Source organism: Mesorhizobium sp. P2_C5_2, assembly GCF_056404535.1.
In genome coordinates this window covers 688,565-714,373 of record NZ_JBFUDV010000003.1, presented here as the reverse complement: position 1 = coordinate 714,373, position 25,809 = coordinate 688,565, and the positions used below count along the sequence as shown (strand labels likewise).

Annotated in this window: 29 protein-coding genes and 1 tRNA gene; 14 read left to right on the top strand and 16 right to left on the bottom strand. The window is 62.5% G+C overall.

Going from position 1 to position 25,809, the window contains the following annotated elements:
• Window positions 1-15 precede the first annotated feature (15 nt).
• From bufB to AC1D1B_RS14860, 3 genes are read left to right on the top strand one after another with little or no spacing between them, the layout of a single operon-like run.
• The gene (bufB, locus tag AC1D1B_RS14870; protein ID WP_477333269.1) at window positions 16-1,041 is read left to right on the top strand and encodes an MNIO family bufferin maturase; all 1,026 of its coding nucleotides are present in this window, start codon (window positions 16-18) and stop codon (window positions 1,039-1,041) included.
• Entirely contained in the window at window positions 1,028-1,813 is a 786-nt protein-coding gene (locus AC1D1B_RS14865; RefSeq protein WP_477333268.1) for an HvfC/BufC family peptide modification chaperone, read from the top strand. The genes bufB and AC1D1B_RS14865 overlap by 14 nt, the downstream gene beginning before the upstream one ends.
• A gap of 11 nt (window positions 1,814-1,824) precedes the next feature.
• Window positions 1,825-2,298: a DoxX family protein gene (locus AC1D1B_RS14860; RefSeq protein WP_477333267.1), complete on the top strand. Its 474-nt coding sequence runs from the start codon at window positions 1,825-1,827 to the stop codon at window positions 2,296-2,298.
• A 705-nt stretch (window positions 2,299-3,003) separates the two neighbouring features.
• Here AC1D1B_RS14860 and AC1D1B_RS14855 read toward each other — a convergent pair.
• Window positions 3,004-3,345, bottom strand: coding sequence for an MAPEG family protein (locus tag AC1D1B_RS14855; protein ID WP_477333325.1), 342 nt, complete (start codon window positions 3,343-3,345; stop codon window positions 3,004-3,006).
• Between the two features lie 191 nt (window positions 3,346-3,536).
• Window positions 3,537-4,451, bottom strand: coding sequence for a LysR family transcriptional regulator (locus AC1D1B_RS14850; protein ID WP_477333266.1), 915 nt, complete (start codon window positions 4,449-4,451; stop codon window positions 3,537-3,539).
• Window positions 4,452-4,570: 119 nt separating this feature from the next.
• Between AC1D1B_RS14850 and AC1D1B_RS14845 the strand changes: the two genes are divergently transcribed.
• The 4 genes from AC1D1B_RS14845 (at window position 4,571) to AC1D1B_RS14830 (ending at window position 6,796) form a co-directional block, all read left to right on the top strand.
• Entirely contained in the window at window positions 4,571-5,116 is a 546-nt protein-coding gene (locus AC1D1B_RS14845; protein ID WP_477333265.1) for a carboxymuconolactone decarboxylase family protein, read from the top strand.
• A gap of 224 nt (window positions 5,117-5,340) precedes the next feature.
• Window positions 5,341-5,841: a DoxX family protein gene (locus tag AC1D1B_RS14840; protein WP_477333264.1), complete on the top strand. Its 501-nt coding sequence runs from the start codon at window positions 5,341-5,343 to the stop codon at window positions 5,839-5,841.
• A complete protein-coding gene (locus AC1D1B_RS14835) occupies window positions 5,838-6,278 on the top strand; it encodes a GNAT family N-acetyltransferase (protein WP_477333263.1) in 441 nt (146 codons plus the stop codon). Before AC1D1B_RS14840 ends, AC1D1B_RS14835 begins: the two co-directional genes overlap by 4 nt.
• Window positions 6,275-6,796 carry a GNAT family N-acetyltransferase gene (locus AC1D1B_RS14830; protein WP_477333262.1) on the top strand — a complete coding sequence of 174 codons (522 nt, stop codon included), beginning with the start codon at window positions 6,275-6,277 and terminating at the stop codon, window positions 6,794-6,796. The genes AC1D1B_RS14835 and AC1D1B_RS14830 overlap by 4 nt, the downstream gene beginning before the upstream one ends.
• A 25-nt stretch (window positions 6,797-6,821) precedes the next feature.
• On the opposite strand, the gene AC1D1B_RS14825 is transcribed toward AC1D1B_RS14830, so the two are convergent.
• From AC1D1B_RS14825 to AC1D1B_RS14815, 3 genes are all read right to left on the bottom strand, one after another.
• Window positions 6,822-8,180, bottom strand: coding sequence for a chloride channel protein (locus AC1D1B_RS14825; protein ID WP_477333261.1), 1,359 nt, complete (start codon window positions 8,178-8,180; stop codon window positions 6,822-6,824).
• Between the two features lie 190 nt (window positions 8,181-8,370).
• Window positions 8,371-8,670 carry a hypothetical protein gene (locus AC1D1B_RS14820; protein ID WP_477333260.1) on the bottom strand — a complete coding sequence of 100 codons (300 nt, stop codon included), beginning with the start codon at window positions 8,668-8,670 and terminating at the stop codon, window positions 8,371-8,373.
• Between the two features lie 134 nt (window positions 8,671-8,804).
• The gene (locus tag AC1D1B_RS14815) at window positions 8,805-9,710 is read right to left on the bottom strand and encodes a LysR family transcriptional regulator (RefSeq protein WP_477333259.1); all 906 of its coding nucleotides are present in this window, start codon (window positions 9,708-9,710) and stop codon (window positions 8,805-8,807) included.
• Between the two features lie 172 nt (window positions 9,711-9,882).
• Here AC1D1B_RS14815 and AC1D1B_RS14810 point away from each other — a divergent pair, with 172 nt between their 5' ends.
• Together AC1D1B_RS14810 and AC1D1B_RS14805 are read left to right on the top strand one after the other, a co-directional pair.
• Window positions 9,883-10,959 carry a class I SAM-dependent methyltransferase gene (locus AC1D1B_RS14810; protein WP_477333258.1) on the top strand — a complete coding sequence of 359 codons (1,077 nt, stop codon included), beginning with the start codon at window positions 9,883-9,885 and terminating at the stop codon, window positions 10,957-10,959.
• Between the two features lie 36 nt (window positions 10,960-10,995).
• Window positions 10,996-11,295, top strand: coding sequence for a putative quinol monooxygenase (locus tag AC1D1B_RS14805; protein WP_477333257.1), 300 nt, complete (start codon window positions 10,996-10,998; stop codon window positions 11,293-11,295).
• A 568-nt stretch (window positions 11,296-11,863) separates the two neighbouring features.
• Here the strand turns inward: AC1D1B_RS14805 and AC1D1B_RS14800 are convergent.
• Window positions 11,864-11,939: transfer RNA gene (locus tag AC1D1B_RS14800), tRNA-Ile, on the bottom strand.
• Between the two features lie 134 nt (window positions 11,940-12,073).
• Here AC1D1B_RS14800 and AC1D1B_RS14795 point away from each other — a divergent pair.
• A complete protein-coding gene (locus AC1D1B_RS14795; protein WP_477333256.1) occupies window positions 12,074-12,784 on the top strand; it encodes an SIMPL domain-containing protein in 711 nt (236 codons plus the stop codon).
• 187 nt (window positions 12,785-12,971) lie between these two features.
• Here the strand turns inward: AC1D1B_RS14795 and AC1D1B_RS14790 are convergent, their stop codons facing one another.
• Both AC1D1B_RS14790 and AC1D1B_RS14785 read right to left on the bottom strand, forming a co-directional pair.
• A complete protein-coding gene (locus AC1D1B_RS14790) occupies window positions 12,972-13,316 on the bottom strand; it encodes a hypothetical protein (RefSeq protein ID WP_181058660.1) in 345 nt (114 codons plus the stop codon).
• Window positions 13,317-13,624: 308 nt separating this feature from the next.
• Window positions 13,625-14,071 (bottom strand): YcgN family cysteine cluster protein, encoded by a 447-nt coding sequence (locus tag AC1D1B_RS14785; RefSeq protein WP_477262467.1) that lies wholly within the window; start codon window positions 14,069-14,071, stop codon window positions 13,625-13,627.
• Between the two features lie 202 nt (window positions 14,072-14,273).
• Between AC1D1B_RS14785 and AC1D1B_RS14780 the strand changes: the two genes are divergently transcribed.
• Entirely contained in the window at window positions 14,274-16,400 is a 2,127-nt protein-coding gene (locus tag AC1D1B_RS14780) for an OmpA family protein (protein WP_477333255.1), read from the top strand.
• A 463-nt stretch (window positions 16,401-16,863) separates the two neighbouring features.
• On the opposite strand, the gene AC1D1B_RS14775 is transcribed toward AC1D1B_RS14780, so the two are convergent.
• From AC1D1B_RS14775 to AC1D1B_RS14765, 3 genes are all read right to left on the bottom strand, one after another.
• On the bottom strand, window positions 16,864-17,730 hold the full coding sequence (locus tag AC1D1B_RS14775) for an SDR family oxidoreductase (protein WP_477333254.1): 867 nt from the start codon (window positions 17,728-17,730) through the stop codon (window positions 16,864-16,866).
• Window positions 17,731-17,979: 249 nt separating this feature from the next.
• Window positions 17,980-18,672 carry a helix-turn-helix transcriptional regulator gene (locus tag AC1D1B_RS14770; protein ID WP_477333253.1) on the bottom strand — a complete coding sequence of 231 codons (693 nt, stop codon included), beginning with the start codon at window positions 18,670-18,672 and terminating at the stop codon, window positions 17,980-17,982.
• 8 nt (window positions 18,673-18,680) lie between these two features.
• Window positions 18,681-19,553 (bottom strand): S1C family serine protease, encoded by an 873-nt coding sequence (locus AC1D1B_RS14765; protein WP_477333252.1) that lies wholly within the window; start codon window positions 19,551-19,553, stop codon window positions 18,681-18,683.
• Between the two features lie 169 nt (window positions 19,554-19,722).
• Between AC1D1B_RS14765 and AC1D1B_RS14760 the strand changes: the two genes are divergently transcribed.
• Complete coding sequence (locus AC1D1B_RS14760) at window positions 19,723-20,673, top strand: S1C family serine protease (protein WP_477333251.1); 951 nt, start codon at window positions 19,723-19,725, stop codon at window positions 20,671-20,673.
• A 3-nt stretch (window positions 20,674-20,676) separates the two neighbouring features.
• Here the strand turns inward: AC1D1B_RS14760 and AC1D1B_RS14755 are convergent, their stop codons facing one another.
• Together AC1D1B_RS14755 and AC1D1B_RS14750 are read right to left on the bottom strand one after the other, a co-directional pair.
• Window positions 20,677-21,588, bottom strand: a complete 912-nt coding sequence (locus AC1D1B_RS14755; RefSeq protein WP_477333250.1) for an arginase family protein — start codon at window positions 21,586-21,588, stop codon at window positions 20,677-20,679.
• Between the two features lie 95 nt (window positions 21,589-21,683).
• Window positions 21,684-22,109: a VOC family protein gene (locus tag AC1D1B_RS14750; RefSeq protein WP_477333249.1), complete on the bottom strand. Its 426-nt coding sequence runs from the start codon at window positions 22,107-22,109 to the stop codon at window positions 21,684-21,686.
• Window positions 22,110-22,175: 66 nt separating this feature from the next.
• On the opposite strand from AC1D1B_RS14750, the gene AC1D1B_RS14745 reads away from it, so the two are divergent.
• Window positions 22,176-22,802: a TetR/AcrR family transcriptional regulator gene (locus tag AC1D1B_RS14745; RefSeq protein WP_477333248.1), complete on the top strand. Its 627-nt coding sequence runs from the start codon at window positions 22,176-22,178 to the stop codon at window positions 22,800-22,802.
• Here the strand turns inward: AC1D1B_RS14745 and AC1D1B_RS14740 are convergent.
• Window positions 22,735-23,691: a LysR family transcriptional regulator gene (locus AC1D1B_RS14740; protein ID WP_477333247.1), complete on the bottom strand. Its 957-nt coding sequence runs from the start codon at window positions 23,689-23,691 to the stop codon at window positions 22,735-22,737. The genes AC1D1B_RS14745 and AC1D1B_RS14740 overlap by 68 nt on opposite strands.
• 109 nt (window positions 23,692-23,800) lie before the next feature.
• Between AC1D1B_RS14740 and AC1D1B_RS14735 the strand changes: the two genes are divergently transcribed.
• Entirely contained in the window at window positions 23,801-24,442 is a 642-nt protein-coding gene (locus tag AC1D1B_RS14735; RefSeq protein ID WP_477333246.1) for an FMN-dependent NADH-azoreductase, read from the top strand.
• A gap of 141 nt (window positions 24,443-24,583) precedes the next feature.
• Here the strand turns inward: AC1D1B_RS14735 and AC1D1B_RS14730 are convergent, their stop codons facing one another.
• Both AC1D1B_RS14730 and AC1D1B_RS14725 read right to left on the bottom strand, forming a co-directional pair.
• A complete protein-coding gene (locus AC1D1B_RS14730) occupies window positions 24,584-24,880 on the bottom strand; it encodes an HlyU family transcriptional regulator (protein ID WP_477333245.1) in 297 nt (98 codons plus the stop codon).
• Between the two features lie 110 nt (window positions 24,881-24,990).
• Window positions 24,991-25,662: a PadR family transcriptional regulator gene (locus AC1D1B_RS14725; protein ID WP_477333244.1), complete on the bottom strand. Its 672-nt coding sequence runs from the start codon at window positions 25,660-25,662 to the stop codon at window positions 24,991-24,993.
• Window positions 25,663-25,809: the final 147 nt, after the last annotated feature.

The window sequence follows — 25,809 nt, the reverse complement described above, 5'->3', positions numbered from 1 at the left end:
GAAGGGAGCAGACCGATGTCCCGTGCATTTCAGCCCCTCACGATCCCGGCCTCCGCGGGTATCGGTCTGCGCTCTCCTCACATCAGCGAGATGCTGAGCCGTAGACCTTCCGCCGGCTGGCTCGAAGTGCATGCCGAGAACTATATGGGCGACGGCGCCGCCGTCGAGGCGCTTGAACGGCTGCGCCAGATATACCCGCTGTCAGTTCACGGTGTTGGGCTGTCGCTGGGCAGCGCGCGAGGGGTGGACCGCGATCACCTGGAGAGGCTGCGCAAGGTCTGCGAGCGGTTCCAGCCTGATCTCGTTTCGGAGCACCTTGCCTGGAGCGTTGCCGACGGCGCCTATCTCAATGACCTGTTGCCGCTTCGCTATGACGAAGAGGCGCTGGCCATCGTGTCGCGCAATGTCGCGACCGTCCAGGACAGTCTGAAGCGGCAGGTGCTGATCGAAAACCTGTCCGCCTATGTCGCCTTTGCGGATTCCTCCATGAACGAGGCCGAATTCCTGGCCGAGCTCGTCGCGCGGACCGGCTGTGGTCTGCTGCTGGACGTCAACAATGTCCAGGTGTCGGCGCACAATCTGCAATACGACGCCAAGACCTTCATCGACGCTTTGCCGGGCGATGCCATCGGTGAGATCCACCTTGCGGGTCACGCGACCAATCAGGTCGGCGGCGACATTGTGCTTATCGACGATCACGGCTCTCGCGTGCCGCCAGTCGTGTGGGGCCTCTATCACCATGCCATCAGCCATCTCGGGCCGCGTCCTACGCTGATCGAATGGGACACCGATGTTCCGGTTCTCGACGTGCTGCTCGGCGAAGCGATGTGGGCCGACATGCTGTCCGCTTCGATCATGTTCAGCCGCAAGCAGGCCGCAAGGCAGATCGCCCCCACCACGGTCGTGCCGGTGTCCAGGCCAACGTTTGAAAGCATTCGAACCAGTATGCCTGTGCTTGCGGCATTTGCCGCCGCCAGAACCAGACCGGCCAAGTCCGTCGCATTGCCGACAATCGAGGGAGGATATCATGCTGCCGCTTGAACATCTGCAGACCATCGTGGCGCGCTCTGTGCTGGCCATGGAGCCTATGATCGACGCAAAAATGCTGACCGCCGGCAAGGCCGACCCAATGGCTCGCCTGCGCATCTACCAGAACAACACGCGCAGTTCGTTGACCGCCGTGCTGATGGCCGTCTTCCCTGTTACGGCCCGCCTCGTCGACGAACGTTTCTTCCGCTTCATGGCGAGCGAATTCATTCGACGGCATCCGCCGGCGGAGTCACGCCTGGCGCGTTATGGCGCGGGCTTCCCTCGCTTCCTGAAGACCATCGACACCCTGTCCGACATGCCGATCGTCGCCGAGACGGCGCGGCTCGAATGGGCCATTGCCGAAGCGCTCGATACAGCTTCGCTGCCGGCCCGCAGTCTCGCAGAATACGACAGCACCGACCTTGGGCTGTCGCCGGATATCCTGCTCCAGCCTTCACTGCGGCTGATCGTCTCCCACTGGTCGATCCTATCGGTATGGATGGAGCATCAAAAGGAGACTGCGGTCGATGAAAAAATCACCTGGACAAGGCGCCCCGAACGGGTGGCGCTGTGGCGATCGGGGAACTACGTGCGGCTTTTTCTGCTCGACCGCGCGAGCTTCGGCTTCTGGCATTCGCTGAAGCATGGCTTCGGCCTTGAGCATGCCACTGGCCGCGCCTTGGCACTCGACCCGGCCTTCGACCTGGTTTCAGCGCTTGTGCGTCTGTTCCGCGACAGGCTCGTCACCGACGTGCGCGTCCCGATGCACCCCCTCTCAAACTGAAGGAGACGATCATGACTGCGATACCGGAATATTCCTCGCCTCGCCCTGCCGGCCTTGTTGGTCTTTACCGACGAGTGATCAAGTTGCCGGAGCGTATCCCATTTTCGCTGGTCCAGCTCGCAGCTCGAGTCGCGATTGCGCATGTCTTCTGGCAGTCTGCACAATCGAAGCTGGCGTCCTGGCCGGTGACGCTGCAGCTGTTCGCCAGCGAATACAATCTGCCGCTCATCGATCCGTCGATCGCGGCGCCGCTGGCGACCACGGCCGAGATCACCGGGGCGGTGCTGCTTTTCCTGGGACTGTTCTCGCGTCTCGGCGCGCTGATGCTGCTCGGTGTCGTTTCGGTTATCCAGATCTTCGTTTTTCCGGAGAACTGGGCGGAACACCTGCTGTGGGCCTCACTGCTGCTTCTCGTGCTGACCCGTGGCGCCGGCGTCTTCTCGTTTGACTACGTTGCCGACCGTATCACCAGCCAGAGTAAGTGAGGAAACCGCAAGCCATTACGACGCGAGCGCCGGTCTTTGATGCAGTCGCATTTCCCTTACAACAGCCCACTGCCAGCGCGTTCCAAGACGATGTCGTTGCTGTCGGGGGGAACGGAGCCCTCGCGCGTCCTGGACGCCATCTCACTGCGGGCTTGCACAAGATCGCCCTCTCCGCGATTCATCCCGCCTTGCATGCGCTCCTGGGGTGCGCAATGCTAACAGGATGGTCGGAAGGAAGTCGATGTTGAAGCGCCTCGTAGCAACCTGTGTGATAGGGTTGTCGGCGTGTCCCGCGGTAGCCCAACATCAAATGAACCGGGAAGAGACCATCGCGCAAGTCGCGGCAGACATAGCGTTTATCGAGGAGACGCTGCCGTCATATAGGATTTCCAACGGCGAAATCGCTCCGGAGGTTCTGCGAGAGAACCTTCAAAGGGCCGTTACGAGGGCGATGGCGCTTCGCGATCGACTTGCTTCCAATCCCTACGTTCGCGTTTCGGGGCTTACGATAGGATACCCCGCCGGCTTGACCATCCAATTGTCGTTCCCCGATCAAACTCCCTGATTTCGCAGCCGCAAAACCCTTGTTTGGCCGGTGTTTTCGCAAAGCGGAAGGCGATTTTGGTTGGACCCCATACAGTGCCGTTTCCATGATAACGCAATTGAGACCTGAGCAAGCCGCATATTCGATTGGCCAACCATGGATCAGATGAGTGAAAGAAGGACCATGATGATCCCGAGCGCAGCCACGTTCCATACGAGGGAGCGTAAGAGAAAAACCCCTGCTGCGTATAATGCGAGATAGGCGATACGAGCCCAAAAATAGAGCTGAACACCCCACTCGGTCATCCAGCTGTGCGTGGCTGTCAGATGTGCGATCAGACCAGCTGCAGCGAACAGAGGAAACGTCTCGACGAAATTCTGCAGCGCTCGGGCCAGTCGGCCCGCAAGCCCGGTCAATTCTGGCACGGCCTCGTCCCGTGAGCCGGCCGTCCAAGCATAACCACGTTGCAGGCTTGCAGCATGCGATGCGAGGATAATTTGTATTAACCCCAGCCCTTATGGTGAACGCGAGCAACTTGAGCTCAAGTGTCATTTCGGTCCTTCACATGCCTGATACCGAGCCGGCGGCGACGGCTATCATATCGTCCTCGTAACTCAAGGAACAGACGCGGCCAATGCGTCGCACGCAATGGTAGGACGTGAGTTCGGCACGGCTGTGAGAGACCGCCTCGCCATCAGTCATGCTTTGGCGGCACCAGGGCTTTGCGCAAACGCGGGGCTACAAAATCAAGAAAGAATCGCATCTTGAGTGGCAAAAGTCCCTGACCTGCATGGACGAGACTGACCGCCATGGGTGCCGGTTCGAACTCTTCAAGAACGGCCACCAGCTTTCCCTGTTCCATCGCCTTTGCCGCTTGATAAGAGAGGACCCTGGTGACGCCTACACCTGCAATGGCAGCGTCGATCGCGGCTTCCGCGGTATTCACTGACAGGCGTGACCGGATCGCTACGGTCTGCTCAGCACTTGAGCTTGGCGTGGCAAAACGCCAGGACGTGGCGGACGCCACAACATCAAACGTGACGCAAGAGAGTCCAGAGAGATCGGCCGGCGCCCTCGGCAGGTCGTGGTCGGCAAAGTAGGTCGGACTGCCGCAAACCACACTGCGCACGGATCCTACCCGCGTCGCCACCATGCTGCTATCTGGCAAAGGGCCAATCCGCACAGCCATGTCGACATGATCGTCGACGAGATTCACATTGCGGTCTGACAAAACCAACCGGACATTGATGTCCGGAAAGCGCGCCAAGAAATCATTTATCGTCGGCAACACATGTAGCCGCCCGAATACAACGGGTGCCGTAATAATCAGATCGCCCTTTGGCACGTTGTATTCGCCCGATGCAGTTCGCTCCGCCTCGCCCACCTGCTCCAGGATTTGCCTGGAGGCTGCGACGTAGGCGGCTCCGCTCTCGGTGAGGATAAGTCGGCGTGTCGATCGGACGAGCAGGCGGGTGTGGAGATAGGCCTCCAATTCCGCTACCTTGCGACTGACAGTTGGAAGCGGTGTTCCAAGTTTCCGCCCTGCTGCTGAGAGACTGCCGGTTTCGACAGCGGCAATCAGAATTGACATGGCTTCTAGGCGGTCCACGCGCAAGCCCTTCCATATATTGAGAGGTCATATCTCCTGGGTATCCAATACTCTCACCACCTGGAAGATAATAGATAGCTCCTGTCGCACCGACATCATCGAACAGGAGAGCTTATAAAATGTCCCGCATTGCCATCCCGACCCGTGAAGCAGCCCCGACCGCCTCGCAACCCATTCTAGACGCCGTGAACAAGCAGCTTGGCGTCGTGCCCGGCCTTTTCCGCCTCGTATCCATAAGCCCTGCAGCTCTGACGGGCATGACCAGCCTGTCTGGTGCGCTCACCAAAGCACTGGACGTGAAAACCCGCGAGCGCATTGCATTAGCCGTTGCCCAGGTGAACGGCTGCGACTACTGCCTGTCCGCTCATACCTATCTCGGTCTTAATCTGGCAAAGATCAGCCCCGAGGAGATCGCGCTCAACCGCAAGGGCAGGTCGAGCGATCCCAAGGCTGACGCGGCGTTGCGTTTCGCGGCCAGGGTGGCGGAGACCCGCGGCAAGGTAACGGACGCCGAGATTGCCGCCGTGAAATCGGCGGGTTTTACCGAGGCTCAAGTTATCGAGATTGTCGCCATCGTAGCCGAGAACTTCCTGACCAATCTCATCAACAATGTTGCCGGGACCGATATCGACTTTCCCGTCGTTCTCGCCGCCGAAGCTGCCTGACCGACCCCGCTCCACATTACGCCCGGTCCGCCGCCTAGGGTGGGCCGGGCGATTTCGGATCTGGTCTCGTGGAAACTCCGGCAGCGGCGGTAACGATGCCGTGAGGCTGTAACGGTCGGTTCCCATGGGGCGAATAAGAGGCCGTCTCCCTAGCGCGCCATAGCGCGCTTTTTTCGAATAGTGCCGAACCTCAGGCACGCCGCCCACAGAAAGGTATACCGGTAATGCATCTCCGTGGACTCATCACGAGAACTACACTCTCCTCGTCCGCCGCAGCAGCCGGATGGGCGCCGTTGCCGATAAGGTTGATCGTGGGCTTTGGCTTCCTTGCCCATGGCTATGCCAAACTCAGCAGAGGGCCGGGAAGCTTTGGCGTCGTGCTTCAGACACTCGGAGTTCCAGAGCCTCAAGCGCTAGCATGGTTGACAACGCTGGTTGAACTTGTCGGCGGCGGTGCTGTCTTGGCGGGCGCATTCATTCCACTCGTTAGCGTGCCGATGGCGATCGTGCTTTTGACTGCATTGTTTACGGTCCATTCCCAGTATGGGTTCTTCTCGGTGAAGTTTGCTGAGGTGACGGCCGAGGGGATCCGGTTCGGGCCTGTCGGCTACGAAATCATCCTGCTTTACCTCGCCGGCCTTGCAACGCTTGCAGTAGGTGGTCCTGGCCGTTTGTCGCTTGAGACGGTCTTGTCTCGACCCAAGGGAATCGAGCGCTCGAAATGACCACCCTTGCCCAACCCCAGCACGATCTTTCGGCAATTGAGATCGACGCCTTCGAAGACAGGATCTACGCCTACAACCGGGAAGCTGTAGGGCGTGATGACGCTCAGGGCCTTGGCTTTGTGATCCGCGACGCGGTTGGACGCATCGTCGGCATTGCAACGGGATTTTCATGGGCAGGCACTTCCGAACTCAAACAGATGTGGATCGACGAGGCGCATAGGGGACGTGGCTATGCGCGAGCGTTGTTGAACGCCTTCGCGGCCGAGGCCGAGGCTCGAGGCGTTCGTCGGATTTGGGTGCAGAGCCATGATTTCCAAGCGCCAGGAATGTATGAAAAATCCGGCTTCGTGCGCGTAGCTGAGTTTGCGGATTGGCCCGAGGGACACTCCAACGTCATTCTCTGCAAAATACTTGAAGAACAGACTGCAACCCAATGACCACCATCCGGATTGCGCAAGACCCTGACGCGGAAGCACTACCCGATATCGAACAGTCCGCGGGTGAAGCTTACCGTGGGATCGAGGAGCTTGCCTGGATTGCCGATGACGATAACCGGACCGTCGAGCGCCACCGTGAACTCATCGCCAAGGGCACGTGCTGGGTAGCAGTGGAGCTCGACGACCCGCCGGTCGCATTCCTGAGCGCGGAGATCCAGGATGACGCATTGCACATCTGGGAACTTGCCGTGCGCCTTGATCGACAACGCTCGGGTATCGGACGCGCCATGCTAGAAACGGCCGTTGCGGATGCGAGGCGTCGCCGCCTTGTCGCTCTTACCCTGACGACGTTCCGAGACGTGATCTGGAACGCGCCATTTTACCAGAAGCTGGGCTTTCGGGTGATGGATGATGCGCAGGCCGGCGAGCGGCTTCGACAGGTGCTGCGCCGAGAGGTCGAACACGGAATGCCGGCAAGCCGACGTTGCGCCATGCGCCTTATGCTCACTGAAGTTTGAGCTTACTGGCAACTCAAACTGGGCTCTACGCGGCAGAGCCGAATGTTTCAAGATTTCTGGATCTTCTGCGCCGGATCGCCTCGGCGATGAACAGGCGAGATAGAGCGTGGTAAAGCGGCTCGTTCGAAATCAATCGCGCTGTCCCATAGCCCAGCATCGATGCGCACATCAGCGCAATGACATTGTCGTGGTTGCCGGTCATTTCGAGGATGATGACAAAGGCCGTCATCGGAGCCTGGACAACGCCGGCGAAATAGCCGGCCATGCCAAGCAGCGCAGCGGTGCCGGTGGCGGCGCCGAGGAGTAGGCCAAGCGTGCTGCCAAGGCCGGCTCCTACAGCCAGCGATGGCGCGAAGATGCCGCCCGGAATGCCCGAAACCATCGAGAGCAAGCCAGCCGCGAATTTCTCAGCAAAGAAGAACGCCGGCAGCGGCGTGCCTTCGATGGCTCCCCGCGCCTGCGCATAGCCCGTGCCGAAGGTGAGGCCATTCGAGGCTATTCCAATGGCGGCCACCGCCAGCCCGCAAATGCTTGCCACAACCAGTGTGCGCCAGAGCGGCTGCAACGCGTTCCAGCGCCGGATGCGGCGCATCGCCTTCAGCCCCAGCAGCGAAAACAGCGCTCCGACGCCGCCGCCAACGATGCCGCAGGCAAGCACCAACGGCCAGTCGCTGGCAAAGGCCACTGTTTCTTTGGCGACGCCGAAGTAAGTGTAGTTTCCGACCAGGCCCAACGAGGCGAGGCCGGCGAGGATCACCGCCGTTAACACCAGCCCATTGGTGCGGGATTCATAGGCGCGGCCCATCTCCTCAATAGCGAACACAATGCCGGCAAGCGGTGTGTTGAAGGCAGCCGCTATGCCTGCAGCCGACCCGGCCAGGATCAGCCCGCGCGCCTGCGTCATGCCGCCCCAGCGCGCGACCTGCAGCATCAGGGAGGCGCCGACCTGCACTGTCGGTCCCTCGCGGCCAATCGAGGCCCCGCAGCCTAGACCGACGACGGTGAGCGCGATCTTGCCCACCACCAGCCGCAACGAGAGGATGTGGCCGCGGTCTTGGTCATCGCGCAGATGGCGCGCGGCGATCGCCTGCGGAATGCCGCTGCCCTGCGAGCCTGGAAACAGGGAATGCGCAAGCCAGGCGCAGAGAACGAAGCCGAGCGGCGTCATCACCAGTGGCAGGTAAAAGCGCCAGCCGCTACCGCTGTCGATAACGGTATGGAATAGCGCCTGCGCTTGGTCGGCAAGCATCGCGAACAGCACGCTGATCAGTCCGATCGAAATGGCGCCTGCCCAGAAGATAATGCGCGGCTGCCAGACGCGTCGCGAAACCCACATCGCCTGCGAGCGTCGCAGCATCGGATGTCGTCGCGATAAGCGTGCCATGTGGGGTCCCTCGGTAATAGACCGGGCCTAACACACCCGCCGAGCCGATCAACCCTGCGAACCAGCAGCTATGGTTGGCGAGGATCAGTAACCAGGGCAGTGACATGGTTTCGATGGCGGAGGATGTATGGGACATCCCGCCGACGCGTGTGCCGGCGGGATGGAAGCGTTGATTGTGCGTGAGGGCTGCTCACATCGCCATTTTTTCGCACTCGGCCTGGGCCTTCTTGGTCGACGTATCTACCATGTAGGTTTTGCCCTTGGCGTCGGTCATCATCATCATGCAATGCTTGACCGGCTTGGCCATTTTCATCATTTCGGCGGTCATTTTGGGGTCAGGCATCATGGTGCCCATATGCCCGTCGGGCATGATTGCTGTGACTTGCCCGCCCTTCATCATGGACATTGAGCTCATCGTGTCCTCGGCGAGCGCCTGCGACACACACAGAGCGGCAATGCTAGCGGCGACAAAGATCTTGAACGAATGCATTCGGAATACTCCCATTTTTGGGGGCACAGTTGCCCCCATTCGTGGGTTCGCCGGACATTGCGGTCAGTTACATCGACACGAAGATGTGATCGTATGTTGCCTGTTTGACTGGCGCGGAAGGCGGAACTGGGGAGCTACAGACGAGTCGATTCCGCCGTCATCGGTATGTGCCAGTCATACTCCATCACCGCTTTGGCAAATGCTGAGATGGCGGGCGATGGCAGGCGGTCTGCGACTGAAACCAGTGACACCTCACGCACGATCTCGGGATCGACGACGAGCCGGTGGCAAACGCCGGGCTGGCTCGCCGAGAATTCGGCGATGAAGCAAACACCCATTCCGGCGGCGACCATGGCCAGGATCCAATCCTCGCGCTCACTGCGGTAGGCGCTCTTGATCTCGAAGCCGAGGTTTTGGCAGAGCTCGTCTATATGGTTGCCATACTCGCAATTGATGCGCTCGAGATAGGCTTCCCCCTGCACGTCCGTTAACTGCAGCGTGTTCCGCGTCTCGAACGGATGCCCGGTTGAGAAAGCGAGCCCGAGGCGCTCCGTATAGACCTGCTCCGCCCTCAGCCGATGATCGAACGGCTCCGGGCGCGCCAAGAGCGCGATGTCCAGCTTGCCCTGCAGCAAAAGGTCGGTGAGGTGGTCAGCGGCGCCTTCGATTACGGTCACCTCGATTCCGGGAAACCGTTCGCGAAATGCATTGAGGAAGCCGATAAAGCGCAGCGGCCCGATAGTGCACATGACGCCGAGCGTCACCGGCGCCGTCTCGAGCGACAGAAAGCTCCTGGCGGTGCGCTTGGCATGCTCCGAGCGCTGCGCGATCTCGTCGAGATGACTCCGCATCAGGCGACCAAAATCGCTGAGTTGGACATGGCTCTTGTCGCGATGGAAGAGCAGGCCGCCGAGTTCCGCTTCCAGCTTCTGTATGGCGCGGGTGAGCGCAGGCTGAGTGATATGCACAAGGTCCGCCGCCTGGCGAAAGTTGAGCGTCTGGCAGGCGGCCAGAAAATAACGAATTTCGTGCATTTCCATGACACATCCCCGCTGATGCCCGGCATGCATCGCCGCAATCAGAACTCGGCATTATCGGCAGGTGCTATCCTTAGGTAAACTTTCTCCGCTGTCCATGGCGAGCCCATCCCGGCGGCGGGATCAGGCGTCCAGCCTTGGGCCGATGTTTGGGATCGAGCCGGAGGAAAAGCCGATGCTGGAGCGCAACAAGGACAAGCAGCCCGACCAGGAAAAGCTGGAGGCCCTGCTGGGAAAGATGGTCGGCGATCTCGGCGCCATCACCACCGGGGCGGCCGTGCTGCTGGGAGACAGGCTCGGCCTGTTCTCGGCGATGAGCGAGGGCGGCAAGATGACCGCCGGGCAGCTTGCCGCAAACACCGGCACGCAGGAGCGGCTGGTGCGCGAATGGCTTTCGGCGCAGGCGGCCGCCGGCTATGTCGAATACGACGAGGCCAGCGACAGCTTCTACCTCAGCCCCGAGCAGGAACAGGTCTTCGTCAACGAGGACGGCCCCGCCTTCATGGCCGGCGCCTTCGAGGTCGTCTCGACGCTATGGCTTGACGAAGAAAAGGTGCGGCAGGCCTTTCGCTCGGGCAAGGGCCTGGGCTGGCACGATCACAGCGCCTGCCTGTTTCGCGGCACGGAACGGTTCTTCCGCCCGGGCTACAACGCCAATCTGATCGGCTCCTGGCTGCCGGCGCTCGATGGCGCGGTCGAGAAGCTGGAGCGTGGCATAGACGTCGCCGACGTCGGCTGCGGCCACGGCGCATCGACCGTACTCATGGCCAAGGCATTTCCGAATTCGCGCTTCACCGGCTTCGACTATCATGCCCCGTCGATCGAACGGGCGCGCGCCGCAGCCAGAGAGGCCGGCGTCGCCGGCAACACCCGCTTCGAAGTGGCGGCGGCCAAGGATTTTCCGGGCACCTACGATCTCGTCGCCTTCTTCGACTGCCTACACGACATGGGCGATCCGGAGGGTGCGGCCAGGCATGTGCACAAGGCACTGAAGCCGGACGGCACATGGATGATCGTCGAACCCTTCGCCCATGACAAGCTTTCAGCGAACCTCAATCCGGTCGGCCGCATCTATTACGCCGCCTCGACCTTCATCTGCACGCCGGCCTCACTGTCGCAAGAGGTTGGGCTCGGCCTCGGCGCCCAGGCGGGCGAGGCCAGGCTGCGCAAGGTGGTTACCGGCGGCGGGTTCAAGCGATTCCGCCGCGCCACCGAGACGCCGTTCAACATGGTGCTGGAGGCTCGCCCATAAGGCCGGTCGATCATCAATTTCGCTATGGAGGAAGGCATGACTGCCTACAATGTCGTTCGGTTTCGCACCAAGCCCGGTAAGGAACAGGCCTTCATCGATGCGCACAAGAACGCGAGCCTCGACGTCAGAGGCTTCAGCAAAGCCGTGCTGATCAGGACCGGCGACCGGACCTTCTGCGTCGTCGGTGAATGGACCGACATGGACAGCCTCGCTGCCGCCCGGCCGCAGATGATCGGCCTTCTGGATACGATGCGCGATATGCTGGAGGATCTCGGCGGCGACCTCGGCGTGACGGATCCCGTCTCCGGCACGTCCGTCGTCGAGATCCGGAACTGAACGGCCCAACTGCAGGTTTGGTGTGCACCGCTCGACCACCAATGTGGGGGCCAATCCATCAAAGTCAGCGAGCGACGCACGAACTGCTGGAGCGCGAACAGTCTTCGACGTATAACTAGGCCCAATCTCCGGAGGGTGAGCCATGAATGCAGTGCCTTAATGGCGGCTCGCAGGCGACTGGTTCGACATCTGCAGCTGCGACATCACCTTTGCGCCTCCGTAGCGCCTTTGCCCCTACCGGGCTGGATACTTTCAAAAAGAATTCCATCGGAATCGGCTGCCAGATCGGCAGAGATCAACCGAATGGCGAGCGCCTTCGAGCATTTTGAGGCCGTGGCCGAGTTCAGAACCGACCTATATGCACGCCATTGCCGCCGATTACCCCATGTATCGTGGGAAGGTCTTTCGAAGCCGGAATTCTTGAGCTACGTGCGACGGGTGCCATCAACGAGACGGAGAAAATTGACGAACAGGCCCAAAACCATTTTGCCCAGAAGCCATAGGTTTACCCGATAGCGCTCAATTCAAACTCAAGGGATTAGGCGTAAGGTATTGATTTATAATAAGTTGGTGGGCCCGGAGGGACTCGAACCCCCAACCAAGCGGTTATGAGCCGCCGGCTCTAACCATTGAGCTACAGGCCCCACGCGCGCTGGATTAGTGTTTTTCACGCGGCGGCACAAGGCTTTCCGGATGGGCTGGTCGAGATCGCCCAAATCAGCCCATATTCGCATCCTAGTCGACAGGCGCGACTGGATCGCAGACCGAGGAGATTTTCATGACCAGACATCTTTTGCCGCTCGCACTTGCCGCCGCGATCGCTTTTCCGGCGATTGCCGCCGCAGCCGATTCGCTGCCTCCGCCCCGCATCATCGTGTCGGGTGAAGGCCAGTCGACCGTGGCGCCCGACTTGGCGCTGCTGACGCTCAGCGTCATGCGCGAGGCCAAGACCGCACGCGCGGCACTCGACGCCAACAACGATGCCATGGCCGCCGTGATCGCGGCAATGAAATCGGCAGGGATCAAGGACCGTGACCTGCAGACCGCCGGCATCCAGATCAACCCGCGTTACAACTACACCAACAAGCCCGACGGCAGCCAGGAAGCCGAGCTTGTCGCCTACCAAGTGACCAACACGCTCTCCGTGCGCATCCGCGACATCGACAAGACCGGCGAGATTCTCGACAAGGCGGTGTCGCTCGGCGTCAACCAGGGCGGCGGCATCTCGTTCTCCAACGAGGATCCGAAAGCCGCCGTCACCGAGGCCCGCAAGAAGGCGGTTGCCGACGCCATGGCCAAGGCCAAGACGCTGGCCGAGGCCGCCGGCGTCAGCATCGGCCGGGTGCTGGAAATCACCGACCAGAACATCGCGCCGGCACCGATGCCGATCAACGCCAAGGCCTTCGATGCGGCAGGCGCCGCGGTTCCGGTACAGGCCGGCGAGAATGCCTACGCCGTGCAGGTCACCGTCACCTTCGAGCTCAAATAGGCTTATCCAAATCGGCAAGGCCCGGAGCATGCTGCGGGCCGAACTGGCCGGTATCTTAGTTGGCATCAAATATGAAAAACCCCGGAGGACCAGGTCCTCCGGGGTTTTTTTCGAGCCGCACCTTTCCGCTGAGGAAAGGGGCTCCTGGCTGACCCTCGCAGAAGGTCGTGCCGCTACCGGTCTTTGCTTAGCGATAGATAACCGGGCAGCCGCGCTCATTGGCGAACACGACCACCACGCGATCGCCATACTGGCGGCCCGCCACCTTCACCACGCGGCGGTTGATGTCGACGATGCGGACGCGGTGCAGGCCCATACGCTCGGCCTTGTCGAGCGCGCGGTCCGGCGAGCAGCGGCGCCAATTGCGGTCACGGCGAAAACCGTCCTCGTCGTCGCCGGTATAGACGCCGACGCGGCGATCATGGTTGTTGCCGAAGCCGAGATAGATCGAATCTGCCTGGGCGGGCACGGCGGCAAGCGTGCCGAGAGCTACGAGACCCGAAAGGGCTGCGGTCTTGATCTGGTTGAACATTGTCTTCTCTCCTTGTTGAGGGCTTGCGCCCGTCTTCGTCGAACCGATAGGGGGAGAATGCTCCTTGCAGTCTGAACTCTTTGCGAACCGGCCGTTCATTTTCGGTTAATCTGCCGGACAGCTCGAAAGCAACCGCCCCTTCAACAGTTGCAAACGACTTGGAGCCTCAAAAACGTCCGGTCACCCCAGAACGGGCGGCGGCTACATCCGTTCCAGACGCTTGAACATGATGCCGAAAAGTGTGAAGCGGTTTTCTCGGACAAACGCGCTCCGTTTTGTCCCCGACATCATGCTCTATCTCTTTGAATCTAGGGCTCGTCATCGAGCATATAGTCGAAATAGTCGTCCGGCTCGGCAAGATCGGTCTCGCTGGCGCGGACGCGGCCGCGTATGGAAATACCTGCATCATGCACGGTCTCGGCGCTCCCCGACACCAGCCTGTGCCACCAGTAGAGATCGTGTCCCTCGGCAACCAGCCGGTAGGCGCAGGTTTTCGGCAACCAGCTGATGGTCCGCACATTCTGGGGCGTCAGCCCGACGCAGTCCGGCACGCGCGCCAGCCGGTTGGCATAGTCCGAACAGCGGCAGGTTTGCCCATCGAACAGCCGGCAGCCGACTGATGTCCAGTAGATTTCCCCGGTGTCTTCGTCCTCGAGTTTCGACAGGCAGCATTTGCCGCAGCCGTCGCAGAGCGATTCCCACTCGGTGGGCGTCATCGCTTCCAATGTCTTGGTTTTCCAGAACGGCGTGTCCATTATGGGCGGAGATGTGGCCCTCGCTGGCCGTGAGGTCAAGCTGTAGTGCTGCCGCAGATGCCGGCCGCACCATACGAAAAACATGAAGTTGCCTTCAAAAGGCCGGTCAATCGTCCTTCGTTGCCGGTAATGTCCACAAACCGGAACCAATCCGGATGAAGAAAGTTTGGGCAGGGATGGGACCCCATAAGGAGAATTTGTGATGAAACGCCAACCACGGGTACTGGCAGGTACCGCACTCGGCCTGCTGATGGCATCCGCGCCGTTGGGCGCATCCCCGCTGCAGGGCAACGCCGTTTTCGGCCCCTTGCAGCACACGGCCGCGCCATTGATCCTGGTCCAGGACGACCCTGCTGCAGATGGTCAGCAGACCGACCAGGAACTGCCGCGCAAAAAGAAGCACCAGCAGGTCGAACAGGCGCCGGCGGAACAGGCAGCGCCAGCCGCTGAGCAGGCTGCACCAGCCGAGGAACAACAGCCGCGCAAGAAGAAGCGCGACCAACAGCAGCAGGCCGAACAGGCTCCTGCTGAACAGGCCGCTCCGGCTGAAGAGCAGCAGCCGCGCAGGAAGAAGCGCAATCAGCAACAGCAGATCGAGGCAGCGCCAGCGGACCAACCGGCCGAGCAGGTTGCGCCGGCGACCGATGAGCAGCCACTGAAACCGCGCAAGAAGAAGCGTGACCAGCAGCAGCAGATCGAGGCTGCACCGGCGGATCAACCGGCCGAACAGGCCGCGCCCGCAACCGAAGAGCAGCCGCTGAAACCACGCAAGAAGAAGCGCGACCAGCAGCAGATCGAAGCGGCGCCTGCCGAACAGCCAGCCCAGCAGCCGGCTGAGCAAGTGGCGCCTGCCGAACAGGTAGCGCCGGCGAACGACAACAATGCGCGCAAGAAAAAGCGCAAGCAGGACCAGCAGATCGAGGCCGCACCTGCCGAACAGGCGCCAGCCACCAAGGTTGCCCCTGCCGGAGAACCCGTTCCGCAGGCGGAGCCGGTTCAGCCCCCGGCCGATCAGCAAGCCGCTCCCGCCGAAGGCGAACAGCCCAAGGATCAGGCCAAGAAGAATGGCAAGAAACCTATTGGCGAACAGCCGGTGACAGGCGAACAGCAACCTGCGACTGGCGAACAACAGCCTGCGACCGGTGAACAACCCGCCACCGCCGAGCAGCCAGCGCAGGGCGAAGCCACGGCCAATCCCGACGAAGCACCCATTCTGGACAGCCAGAAGGACGCCAGGCGCAAGCACCGCAAGGACCAGGGCGGCCAGACGGGCGAGCAGCCCGCGCAAGGCGGCACCGAGGCGCAGAACCCGAAGCCGGCCCCGGTCGATCAGGGACCGCCGCCCACCGACGACAAGTCGGCGCAGCAGGCAATCCAGCCTGAAAAGATCGTTCCGGTAACGGAGGAACAGGGCACGCGCGTCGAGCGCGCACCCGACGAGAATGTTCGCGACCGACGGCGTCCCAAGGGCGCTGACGTGCTCAAGGAGATCGGCGACCGCGTCATCATCCAGTTCAACAACCAGACGATCGTCGAAAGCAATGACGGCCCGCGCATGAACCGCGGTGCCAAGGATGTCTACTACGAGGATCTGCCGCGAGGCCGCACCCGCGAAACCGTGGTGCGCGCCAACGGCATCCAGATCGTCACCATCCGCAACCGCAACGGCGACGTCATCCAACGCTCGCGCATCACGCCGGATGGCCGCGAATATGTGCTGAGCTATGTGGACGAGCGGCACTATGACGACGATAACGACTGGCGCGATCCTGGTGACGACCTGCCACCGATGCGGCTCGACATCTCGCGTCGGGACTACATTCTGGATTCGGAGGATGTGGAGGATCCGGACGACTACTACACCTTCCTCGAACAGCCGCCGGTGGAGAAAGTCCAGCGCCTCTATTCGATCGACGAGGTCAAGCGCTCGGCGCGTGTGCGTGACATCGCGCGGCGCGTCGACCTCGACACGCTGAACTTCGAATTTGGTTCGGCCTCGATCTCCGACACCGAAGTGCAGAAACTCGAAGGTGTCGCCAGCGCCATGGAGAAGTTGTTGAAGAAGAACCCGGCCGAAACCTTCCTGATCGAAGGCCATACCGACGCCGTCGGCACGCCAGAGGCGAACCTTGCTCTGTCCGACCGGCGCGCCGAAGCGGTCGCCGAAGCGTTGACCAATGCCTTTGGCATCCCGCCGGAGAACCTGACGACGCAGGGCTATGGCGAGGAGTATTTGAAGGTTAACACCACGGCGCCCAACCGCGAGAACCGCCGTGTCGGCATCCGCCGCATCACCTCGCTGGTGGCGCCGGTGGCAAGCAACAATTGATCTGCTTTTCCAGAGGCTTAATGGGCCTTCTGGTATCAGATTAGCAAGGAAGACCCATCCCGGTGAACCGGGATGGTATACCTATGAACGCCACGTCCCGTTCAACAAGAATTGTAGCGACATTAGAGCCGGCTCATTGAACCACGGGGCGGCAAACCCCAGATTCAGGGCTGGGCGTTCCCTGCCCCGTCCCGACTCCAGCGGGACGCATTGAGCCCCGCCGGCCCTCCCGGCGGGGTTTTTTTGCGCCGCAATGAACGCGACGCGCTTTGGCCTTGTGCCTATACCGGCTGATGGGCCTGGCCAAGGGCAAGAAGGGCGAAGAGTGATCAGCCCCCTTCTCCTCGTTCACGGGGAGGTAAGTCGCGGTCCGCATAGCGGGCGAAAAGCCAATTGCTTGGCTTTTCGAACGACGAACGCCGGCAGGCGGATGAGGGGCAGCGCCGACAGCAGGTGATATCAGCTAGTAGATGCTTTTGACGTTCGTCGGCGAATTCGCAAACACCTCGTCGGGCACGAAGAAGTCGCCGGCCAGCGGCCCGGTCGCACCCGGCGCGTAGACCGACAAATCCGTGACGCCCTCGGCGCGCAGCACCTCTTCGTCGATGTAGAAATTGCCTGACGTCTCGCGCGACGGCCGCAGGAAGATGGCATGCGCGGCATCGGCCATGATGTCGGGCAAACGGCTCATCGCCGCCACCGTGGCGCCACCGAGAAGGTTGCGCACCGCCGCCGTGTCGATGGTCGAGATCGGCCACAGCGAATTGACGGCGATGCCGTCCTTGGCGAACTCGGCGCTCATCCCCAGCGTGCACATCGACATGCCGAACTTGGCCATTGTGTAGGCAACGTGGTTCTTGAACCATTTGGCCTTCATGTCGAGCGGCGGCGCCAGATTCAGGATGTGAGGATTGCTTGCCAACTTCAGGTGCGGAATGCACATTTTCGACACCAGGAAAGTGCCGCGCGTGTTGATCTGGTGCATCAGATCGTAGCGCTTCATGTCGGTCTCCAGCGTGCCGGTGAGCTGGATGGCGCTGGCATTGTTGACGCAGATGTCGATGCCGCCGAATTTTTCCACGGTCTTGGCGACGGCCTCGGCAACCTGCGCCTCCTCGCGGATGTCGCACAGCATCGGCAGCGCCTTGCCGCCGGCCTGCTCGATCTCTTCGGCAGCCGAATAGATCGTGCCCGGCAGCTTCGGGTGCGGCTCGGCGGTCTTGGCCGCGATCGTCACATTGGCGCCGTCGCGCGCCGCCCGCAGCGCGATCGCCAGCCCGATGCCGCGCGACCCGCCGGAGATGAACAGCGTCTTACCCTTGAGCGACATGTCTTGGCACCTCCCTTGCGACATCACAGGCGCGAACCTTTGCGCGGCGACAATGCAGTGCGCAAGGCCCCTAGGCTTGCAAAGCTGATTACGTTGCGTAGGGTTGGAAACGATGGCGGGCCGGATTAGGTCTGCTGAGATTCAGGTCAGGCCGAGCCGAAAATGGTGGCTTCATACTTAAGTACGTGAGCACCGGAAGCGCAGGAAGCCGCCGTTTGCAGGAAGGCTTCACCTGAATCTCAGCAGAGCCTAAACCAGCACCAAGCCCTGCCGCATGGCGATGGCAATCGCATCGGTGCGGTTGGCGGCGCCGAGCTTGATCAGGATCGCGGCGACATGGAACTTCGCCGTGTGCACGGAAATGTTGAGCCGCCGCGCGATCACCTTGTTGGGCGCACCTTCGGCCAGCAGCGCCAGCACTTCGGCCTCGCGCGGCGACAGCGCCGGGTGGGCGGCGCCATCGTCGAGGGGTTCCTCGCCGAATAGCCTGCTGTGGCTTCCATCTCCGCTAGCTGCGCGATCGAAATCGCCATGACGATCCGGCGTCGAACGCCCGTCGGCGGACACCCGGTAGCCGGCCGCCGCCAGTCTGACAGCAGCCGCGATCAGAGTTGCATCCGCAGCCAGCGGTAACACGGCAAACACCTGCCCTTCCGGCTGGGCAGCGCGGACGGACAGCAGCACCTGCGGGGGCGAGATATTGCCAGCCCTCGCCCGATCGACCCAGGCCGCACTGTTCGCAACAGCATCATCGACGACAGCGACATCGGCAACCCCGCTACCGGCCACGACCGGAATTAGATCGCCCGCCGTGGCAAGTGACGCTGACAGGCGTTCCGCGCGCGCGGCATCGCGCAGCGCGATCAGCACCACGAGCTGGCGCTCGGCGCCCGCTACGTCAGGCCCACCCACTTCCGGCCTTGTCAGCGTGTCGCTTTCCATCAGCCCTCTCAGCTTAGCGGCTTCTCGCCAACGGTCAGCGCGACATCACGCTGCTCACCGCCGCGTACGACACCCAGCGTCACCGACACACCCGCGCTATCCGGCCCAAGCTTGCGGATCAGCTCGCGCGGTCCGTGTACGGCCTCGCCGTTCCACGCCACGATGATGTCGCCCAGAGCAAGGCCGGCGGCCTTGGCCGGGCCATTGTCGTCGAGGCTCATCACCATGGCGCCACGCGCTGCGCCATCGCGGATCGGGTGCAGGCCGGCGCCGAGATAGCCGCGGGCGACATGGCCTTTTTCGCGCAGAGTCGCAACAGCCCGCTCGATCGTCTCGTAGGGCATGACCAGCGCACGGCCACGCGGACCGAACAGCAGCATGCCGATCAGCGCGCCCTTGGCATCGAGCACCGGCCCACCCTCGAAACGACCGCCGGCATTGACCGCAAGATTGATGCGCCGGTCTATGGTGCCGCCGCGCATCGAGCGCCAGGCCGGACCAACCTCACCGACCGAGCCCGACACGGCCAGCGCCGAGCCCTGGCTGCTGCCGATGGCGATGGCGAGATTGCCGGGTCGCACGGCGTCAGCCTCGGCAAGCGGCGCGGCGCTGACCGCACCAGCCGGCTTCAGCAAGGCGACGCCGGTCGAGGGATCGCGGCCGACCAGCTCGGCCTTGACGGTCTCGCCCGAAGCGAGCGTCAGTTCGATCTCCTCGCCGGCCTCGACGGTCTCCTCGGCGGTGACGAAATAGCCGTCACGCCAGTGGAAGGCGCTGGCGGTGCGGTGGTGGTGGGTAGCGAAACTTGCCGTCGCCGGCGCAGCCACAGCCGCGACATCGGCGATGGCCTCGGAAAAGGCGCTAAGGTTGAAGTCGCTCATTTTGGTCTCCTGGGTTTCTTGTATGTCCCAGATATCGCTCGGCAGCCGGCTCGCAGATACTCGCCTGACGGCTAGTTCATGGTTTCACTGGCCATCTGGTCAGGTCGCGGCGGTTCCAGCCGCTCCGCACATATAGTCATCATCGCGCCTGAAAACACGGAGCCCAGCCATGGCCCTCGCCGCCGCCAAATTCCAACCGGACGACACACTGCTCGACGCCTATTCGACGACTGTGGCGGACGCAGTCGACCGCATCGGCCCCGCCGTCTGCCGCATCGAGCGCATTGGCGGCCAGGGCGGCCACGGCTCCGGCTTCGTCATCGCGCAGGACGGCCTGGTCGTCACCAACTTCCATGTCGTCGGCGACGCGAGGACCGTGCGCGTCTCGATGCCGGACGGCGCCTCCAGCGAAGGCCGCGTTCTCGGCCGCGACCCCGACACCGATATCGCGCTGGTGCGCGCCGACGGCAGCTTTGCCGATGTGGCGCCGCTCGGCGATTCCAAGCGGCTGCGGCGCGGCCAGATCGCGATTGCGATCGGCAATCCGCTCGGCTTCGAATGGACCGTCACCTCCGGCGTCGTCTCCGCGCTTGGCCGCTCGATGCGCGCCTCGACCGGCCGGCTGATCGACGACGTCATCCAGACGGATGCCGCGCTCAATCCCGGCAATTCCGGTGGGCCGCTGGTGTCGTCGGCCGGCGAGGTCATTGGCGTCAACACCGCGATGATCCATGGTGCGCAAGGCATCGCCTTCGCGGTTGCCTCCAATACCGCCAATTTCGTCATTTCGGAGATCATCCGCTTCGGCCGCGTGCGCCGTGCCTTCATCGGCATCTCCGCCGACACCACCAATCTGCCGCGCCGCGCGGCCCTTCTATCGCAGGTTTCGACGAACACCGCGGTGCGGCTTCGCAGCGTCGAAAAGGATGGTCCGGCGGCGAAGGCCGGCCTGAAGGAGGGCGACATCATCGCGGCAATAGACGGCCGCCCGATCACCGGCGTCGACGACCTCGTGCGCGTGCTCGACGCTGACCGAATCGGCCGCGAGACTTTGTGCACAGTGGTGCGCCGCACCGGCGTCAGCCAGGTGACGGTGACACCGATGGCAAGGGCCAGCTGAGGCCTATCGCTGCTTGAGCACCCGCCCGAGCAGCGACAACAGCAACGCCGCCAGCGCCCCGCTCGGGTCGAGATCAGGATCGAAGATCGTCACGTCCATGCCGATGCAGCGCTTGCCCGCTGCCAGCGCCGACAGGATGGCGACGAGATCGTCCGGATCGATGCCAGGGCTGCCGGGTGAATCCACCGCCGGCATCACCGTCTGATCGAGCACGTCGACATCGAGATGCAGCCAGTAAGGACAATCGGCGCGCGTCAGCGTCGCTCTTGTCTTTTGCAACACTCCGCCAACGCCAAGTTCCTGTGCGGCAAAGACATCGATGCGCGTGATGGCGGTCGCATTGATGTCGGGCCAGGCAAAATCCGCATCGCGGCTCTCGCGTTCGCCGATCTGCACCGCCGCCTCATCGGCGACGAGCGGACCGGCAACGCCGGGCCATTGCGTCAGCAAAGGTTCGCCACGTCCGGTGGCGAGCGCCAGATCCATGCCGGCAGCCGAGCCGAGCGATGCAGTGACATCGTAGTTGCCGGGATGGCGGAAATCGCTGTGGCCATCGACATGGACCAGTGCGACCGCGCCGGAGCGTCGCGCCGCCGCCAGCGCACCAAGCAGGATCGAACAATCGCCGCCGATGATCAGAGGGAACTGCCCTTGCCCGAGCGCACCGGCGACGATCTCGGCGAGCTCCAGGTTGAAGCCGCGGATCGCCGGACCATTGCGCAGCCTTGTGCCCGGCTGCGATTCAGTGCTGTAGGCAGGCCGCTCGAGGTCGACCACCCGCCCAGGCGCCAGCACGTCGACCAGGCCAGCCTCGCTCAGCGCCTGCGGCGCCCGCCACGTGCCGGGCACATGGCCCGGCCGCAACGGCCGGAGACCGAGATTGGATGGTGCGCGGATGAGGCAGATGTTGCGCATGCGGCAGGACCAGCTTCAATGCCATCCAGCATAAACCGCGTCGCGTGATCCCGACCACAGCAGCCGCAGCCGCTGCCGACACTTGCTGCCATCGTTCAGACGCCTGCCGCGCCCTCCGCGAATTGCGCCAGAAACTCCTCGCTGGGCGGGATCGGCTTGATGACGTCGATCAGCACGCCATTCGGATCCCGGGTGATGAAGTGGCGCTGGCCGAAGGGTTCGTCGCGCAGCGAGCGCAGGATCGGCAGGCCGGCCGCAACGATCCGCACATAGACCGCATCGGGGTCCCTCACCTCGAAATTGATCAGCAGGCCAGACGTTCGGCCGCGCCCCTCCTCAGGGATGGTCTCGTGGTCGCCGTGGACGATGCCGAGATTGACGCGGCGATCCTCGGCCGACTGCAGATGCACATACCAGTCGCTCGCAAACAGCGACTTGAAGAGGAAGTGGTTGATATAGAAGGCTTTCGTGCCGGCTACGTCGCCTGTCATCAACACCGGATAATAGCTCGTCGTCTTCATCTTTCTTTCTCCCGTCGAACAACATACAGTCTGCATGTTAATTGAAATAACATACAGGCTGCATGTATGCAACGTGAAACTGGCCGTCGCTCCAACCGCGACCGCACCGAGGCGACGCGCGCCGACCTGATCGCCGCGGCGCGCAAACTGTTCATCGAAAAATCCTATGCCGAGACCGGCACGCCGGAGATTGTCGCCGCCGCCGGCGTCACCCGCGGCGCGCTCTATCACCACTTCGCCGACAAGCAGGCGCTGTTTGCCGCCGTGGTCGAGCAGGAGGCGGCCGCGGTGGCGCAAGAGATCGATCGTGCCTCGCCGCCGTCGCTGTTTGCCCGCGACGCGCTGATCGCCGGTTCGGATGCCTATCTCGCCGCCATGCGCGCGCCCGGCCGCACGCGCCTTCTGTTGCTCGATGGGCCGGCCGTTCTCGGCCGCGCCGCCATGGATGCGATCGACGACCGCCATGGCAACCGTTCGCTGCGCGAAGGTCTGGTCGCGGCGATGCGCGAGCAATCGATGATGAGACTGCCGCTGGATGCACTCACCGCCCTGCTTGCTTCCGCCTTCGACCGCGCGGCGCTCGCCGTCGAGGCCGGTGCGTCAGCCGAAGACTATCGCGTCGTGCTCATGGCGCTGATCGACGGACTGTCTCCGGCTCCTCCTCAAGCACGGGGCCCGGCTCGAACTCGTTGAAGCAGCCGAGCTGGCTTTTGAACTGGTCGATCAGCCAGGCCGCCGCCGGTTTCGGGCTGCGGTCGACGCGGTGCATGGCATAGAGCGGCCCCTTTGCCTCCTTGAACGGTTCGAGGTCGAGCTCGACCAGCCTGCCGCTCGCCAGATCGTCAGCGATCAGCCAGCGCGGCAGCCCGCCCCAGCCCAACCCCGCGCGCATAAGCACGTGCTTGGTGCGCATATCGGTCAGCCGCCAGGTGCGATAGGCAAAGACGCCGTAGTCGCGTCCCTTGGTGCGCTCGGACTGGTCGGAGACGACCAGCTGGATGTGCTCGCGCACATCCTCGAGCGCCACCGGCTTCGGCAGCAGCGCCAGCGGATGGTTGGCTGCTGCCGCCGGCACCATCGACATGAAGCCGATGTTGATCAGATGCACATCGACCTCGCCCAGCAGCCCGCCAATGCCAAGATCGGCCTGTCCATTGAACACAAGATCGGGGATCAGGCCGAGCGTGCCGATATGCAGGCGCAGCATCACCGTCGGAAACTGCGCTTCGAACGCTTTCAGCACCCGCACCAGCACCGGCGCCGGCAGCGCCGCATCGAGCGCCAGCGCAAGTTCCGCCTCCAGCCCCTGATGGTGGCTGTCGACGCGCGAGCGGATGCGCTGCAGCACGCCGACCATACGCCGCGCATCCTCCAGCATCGCCCGGCCGATCTCGGTCAGCTGCGGCTCGCGCGTGCCCTCGCGCTCGAACAGTTTCAGGCCAAGCTGGGCCTCGAGATTGGCGATGCCGTAGCTGATGACGGACTGCGCCCGGTTGAGCTTGCGCCCGGCGGCCGAGAAACTGCCGGTGTCGGCCACCGCCACCAGGATCTGAAGTTGGTCGAGCGTCGGATTGGGTTGCATGGCATATCTACTTTATAGATGGATCATATAGAAAATATACCAGTTTTTTGAATGGATCGATAGGCCCATATCAAGCGGGACAATTCAATTCCCACTGGAGAGAACCGCTATGTCCATCCTTCTTGTAACCTCGAGCCCGCGTGGCTCCGCTTCGCACTCGACCCGCATCGCCACCGAATTCGCGCAAAAGCTTGTCGCCGCCGATCCGTCGGCCGAACTTGTCGTGCGCGACCTCGTCGCCAACCCGCTGCCGCATATCGACGCCGACTATTCGACCGGTATCTACACACCCGTTGAAGCCCGCAGCCCGCGCCAGACTGAAGTCGTCGGGGTTTCCGATGTCGCGCTCGACGAGCTGTTCGCCGCCGACACCGTGATCCTGGCCACCGGCTTCATCAACTTCAACATCTCCTCGACGCTGAAGTCGTGGGTCGACCACATCGCCCGTTCCGGCAAGAGCTTCTCCTATGGTGAGGGCGGCCCCAAGGGCCTCGTCACCGGCAAGAAGGTCTACATCGTGCTCGCCTCCGGCGGCATCTATTCCGAAGGTGCGGCCGTGCAGATGGACCACGCTGTCCCCTATTTGCGCTCGGTGCTCGGCTTCCTCGGCATGACCGACGTCGAAGTGATCCGCATCGAAGGCGTCGGCATGGGCGCCGATGCCGTTGCCGCAGCACTTGCCAAGGCGACCGCCAAGGTCGACGCCGTGGTTGCCGCAACCGCCAGCCAGCAGATTGCGGTGGCGGCATAAAGCGCCGGCGCTCACTTACTCAGTTGAAAAAGGCAGGCGCTTCGGCGCCTGCCTTTTTGGTATTGCGCAGCAACTTTCCCATTGGAACTGCTTGAAAAACAACGGGCTAGAGCAATCTAGCGATTCAATCTTTGAACCACCTTAGCCGAAAATCTTCTCGCCCTGTTCGTCGACCAGCTGGATGCCCTTCTTGATCGAGATGTCGACGGCGTCGTCGAGACCGGCGAAACGGTCGGCGCGGATGAAGCGGTGCTCCTTCATGACGCCGCCGACTTCCTTCGAAACCACGCCGCAGGTCTGGTACTGGCCGTCAGCCTTGTAGGGCGTGGCGCTGACCAGGAATCCCTTGTGCTCGATCTGTTTTGCCGGCGCCGCGCTCTTTGGCTCGCCGGCGTCACCGCCACCACCACCGCCGAAAAGACGTTTCAGAAAAGACATGGGGACCCTCCAACGGCAATCATCCCGCACCGATAGAAGGTGCAGGATGATTTTCAGTACCGTTCCTCAGTCGAACGGGCAAGGGTCGTATGCCGGTCCCCCGCCAGAGGTCAGCCGCGCGACAGCGCTTCCAGGGCTTCGGCGGCGCCTTCCAGTATGGCGATCGCTTCGGCCTGCTTTTCAGCCGGCGCATCGACGATCTCGCCGAGCGCTGCACGCAGCCGGTGGCGCACGGCGCGGAACTCGTCGCGCGCTTCCGAACGGCCGCGGCCGCGCCGCCCGCCCTCCTCGCTGTCGTCGTTCCAGCCGAACCACTCGCGCGCCTTGGCCATCTTGCGGCCGAAACGCTCGAGATGCTCGAGCACGCCGTCGATCATTTCGCGGTTTTCGTTGAGATGCGCCTGGCCCGCCTCGGTGATCGAAAACACCTTCTTGTTCCCATCGGCTGCCGAGGCGGCATAGCCGGCCTCTTCCAGGAAGGTCAGCGTCGGATAGACCACGCCCGGGCTCGGGCTGTAGATGCCGCTGGTGCGATCTTCCAGCGCCTTGATGATGTCGTAGCCGTGGCGCGGCGCCTCGGCCAGCAGCGACAGCGTGATCAGCTTGAGATCGCCATCGGCCAGCATGCGTCCGGCGCGGAACATGTCGCCCGGCCCGCCGCGCCCACCACCGCGACCGCCATGCCCGAACGGCCCGAAGCCGCCGCCACGGCCGCCGAACTTGCCGGCCATATGCAGGAAAGCGCGTTCGGCGCGCTCGCCAAAGGGATGATGTTTATGCATTGAGTGCTCCTTGAGTTCTATCTTACGATATATCTTAACTAGGTCGACGCACTCGACGAGTCAAGATATATCTTACGATGTATCTAAAAGCAGCGCCAGACGGTTGATTTCGCCGCCCCCGAGAGCTAGAAGGCTCGCGAGGGCACA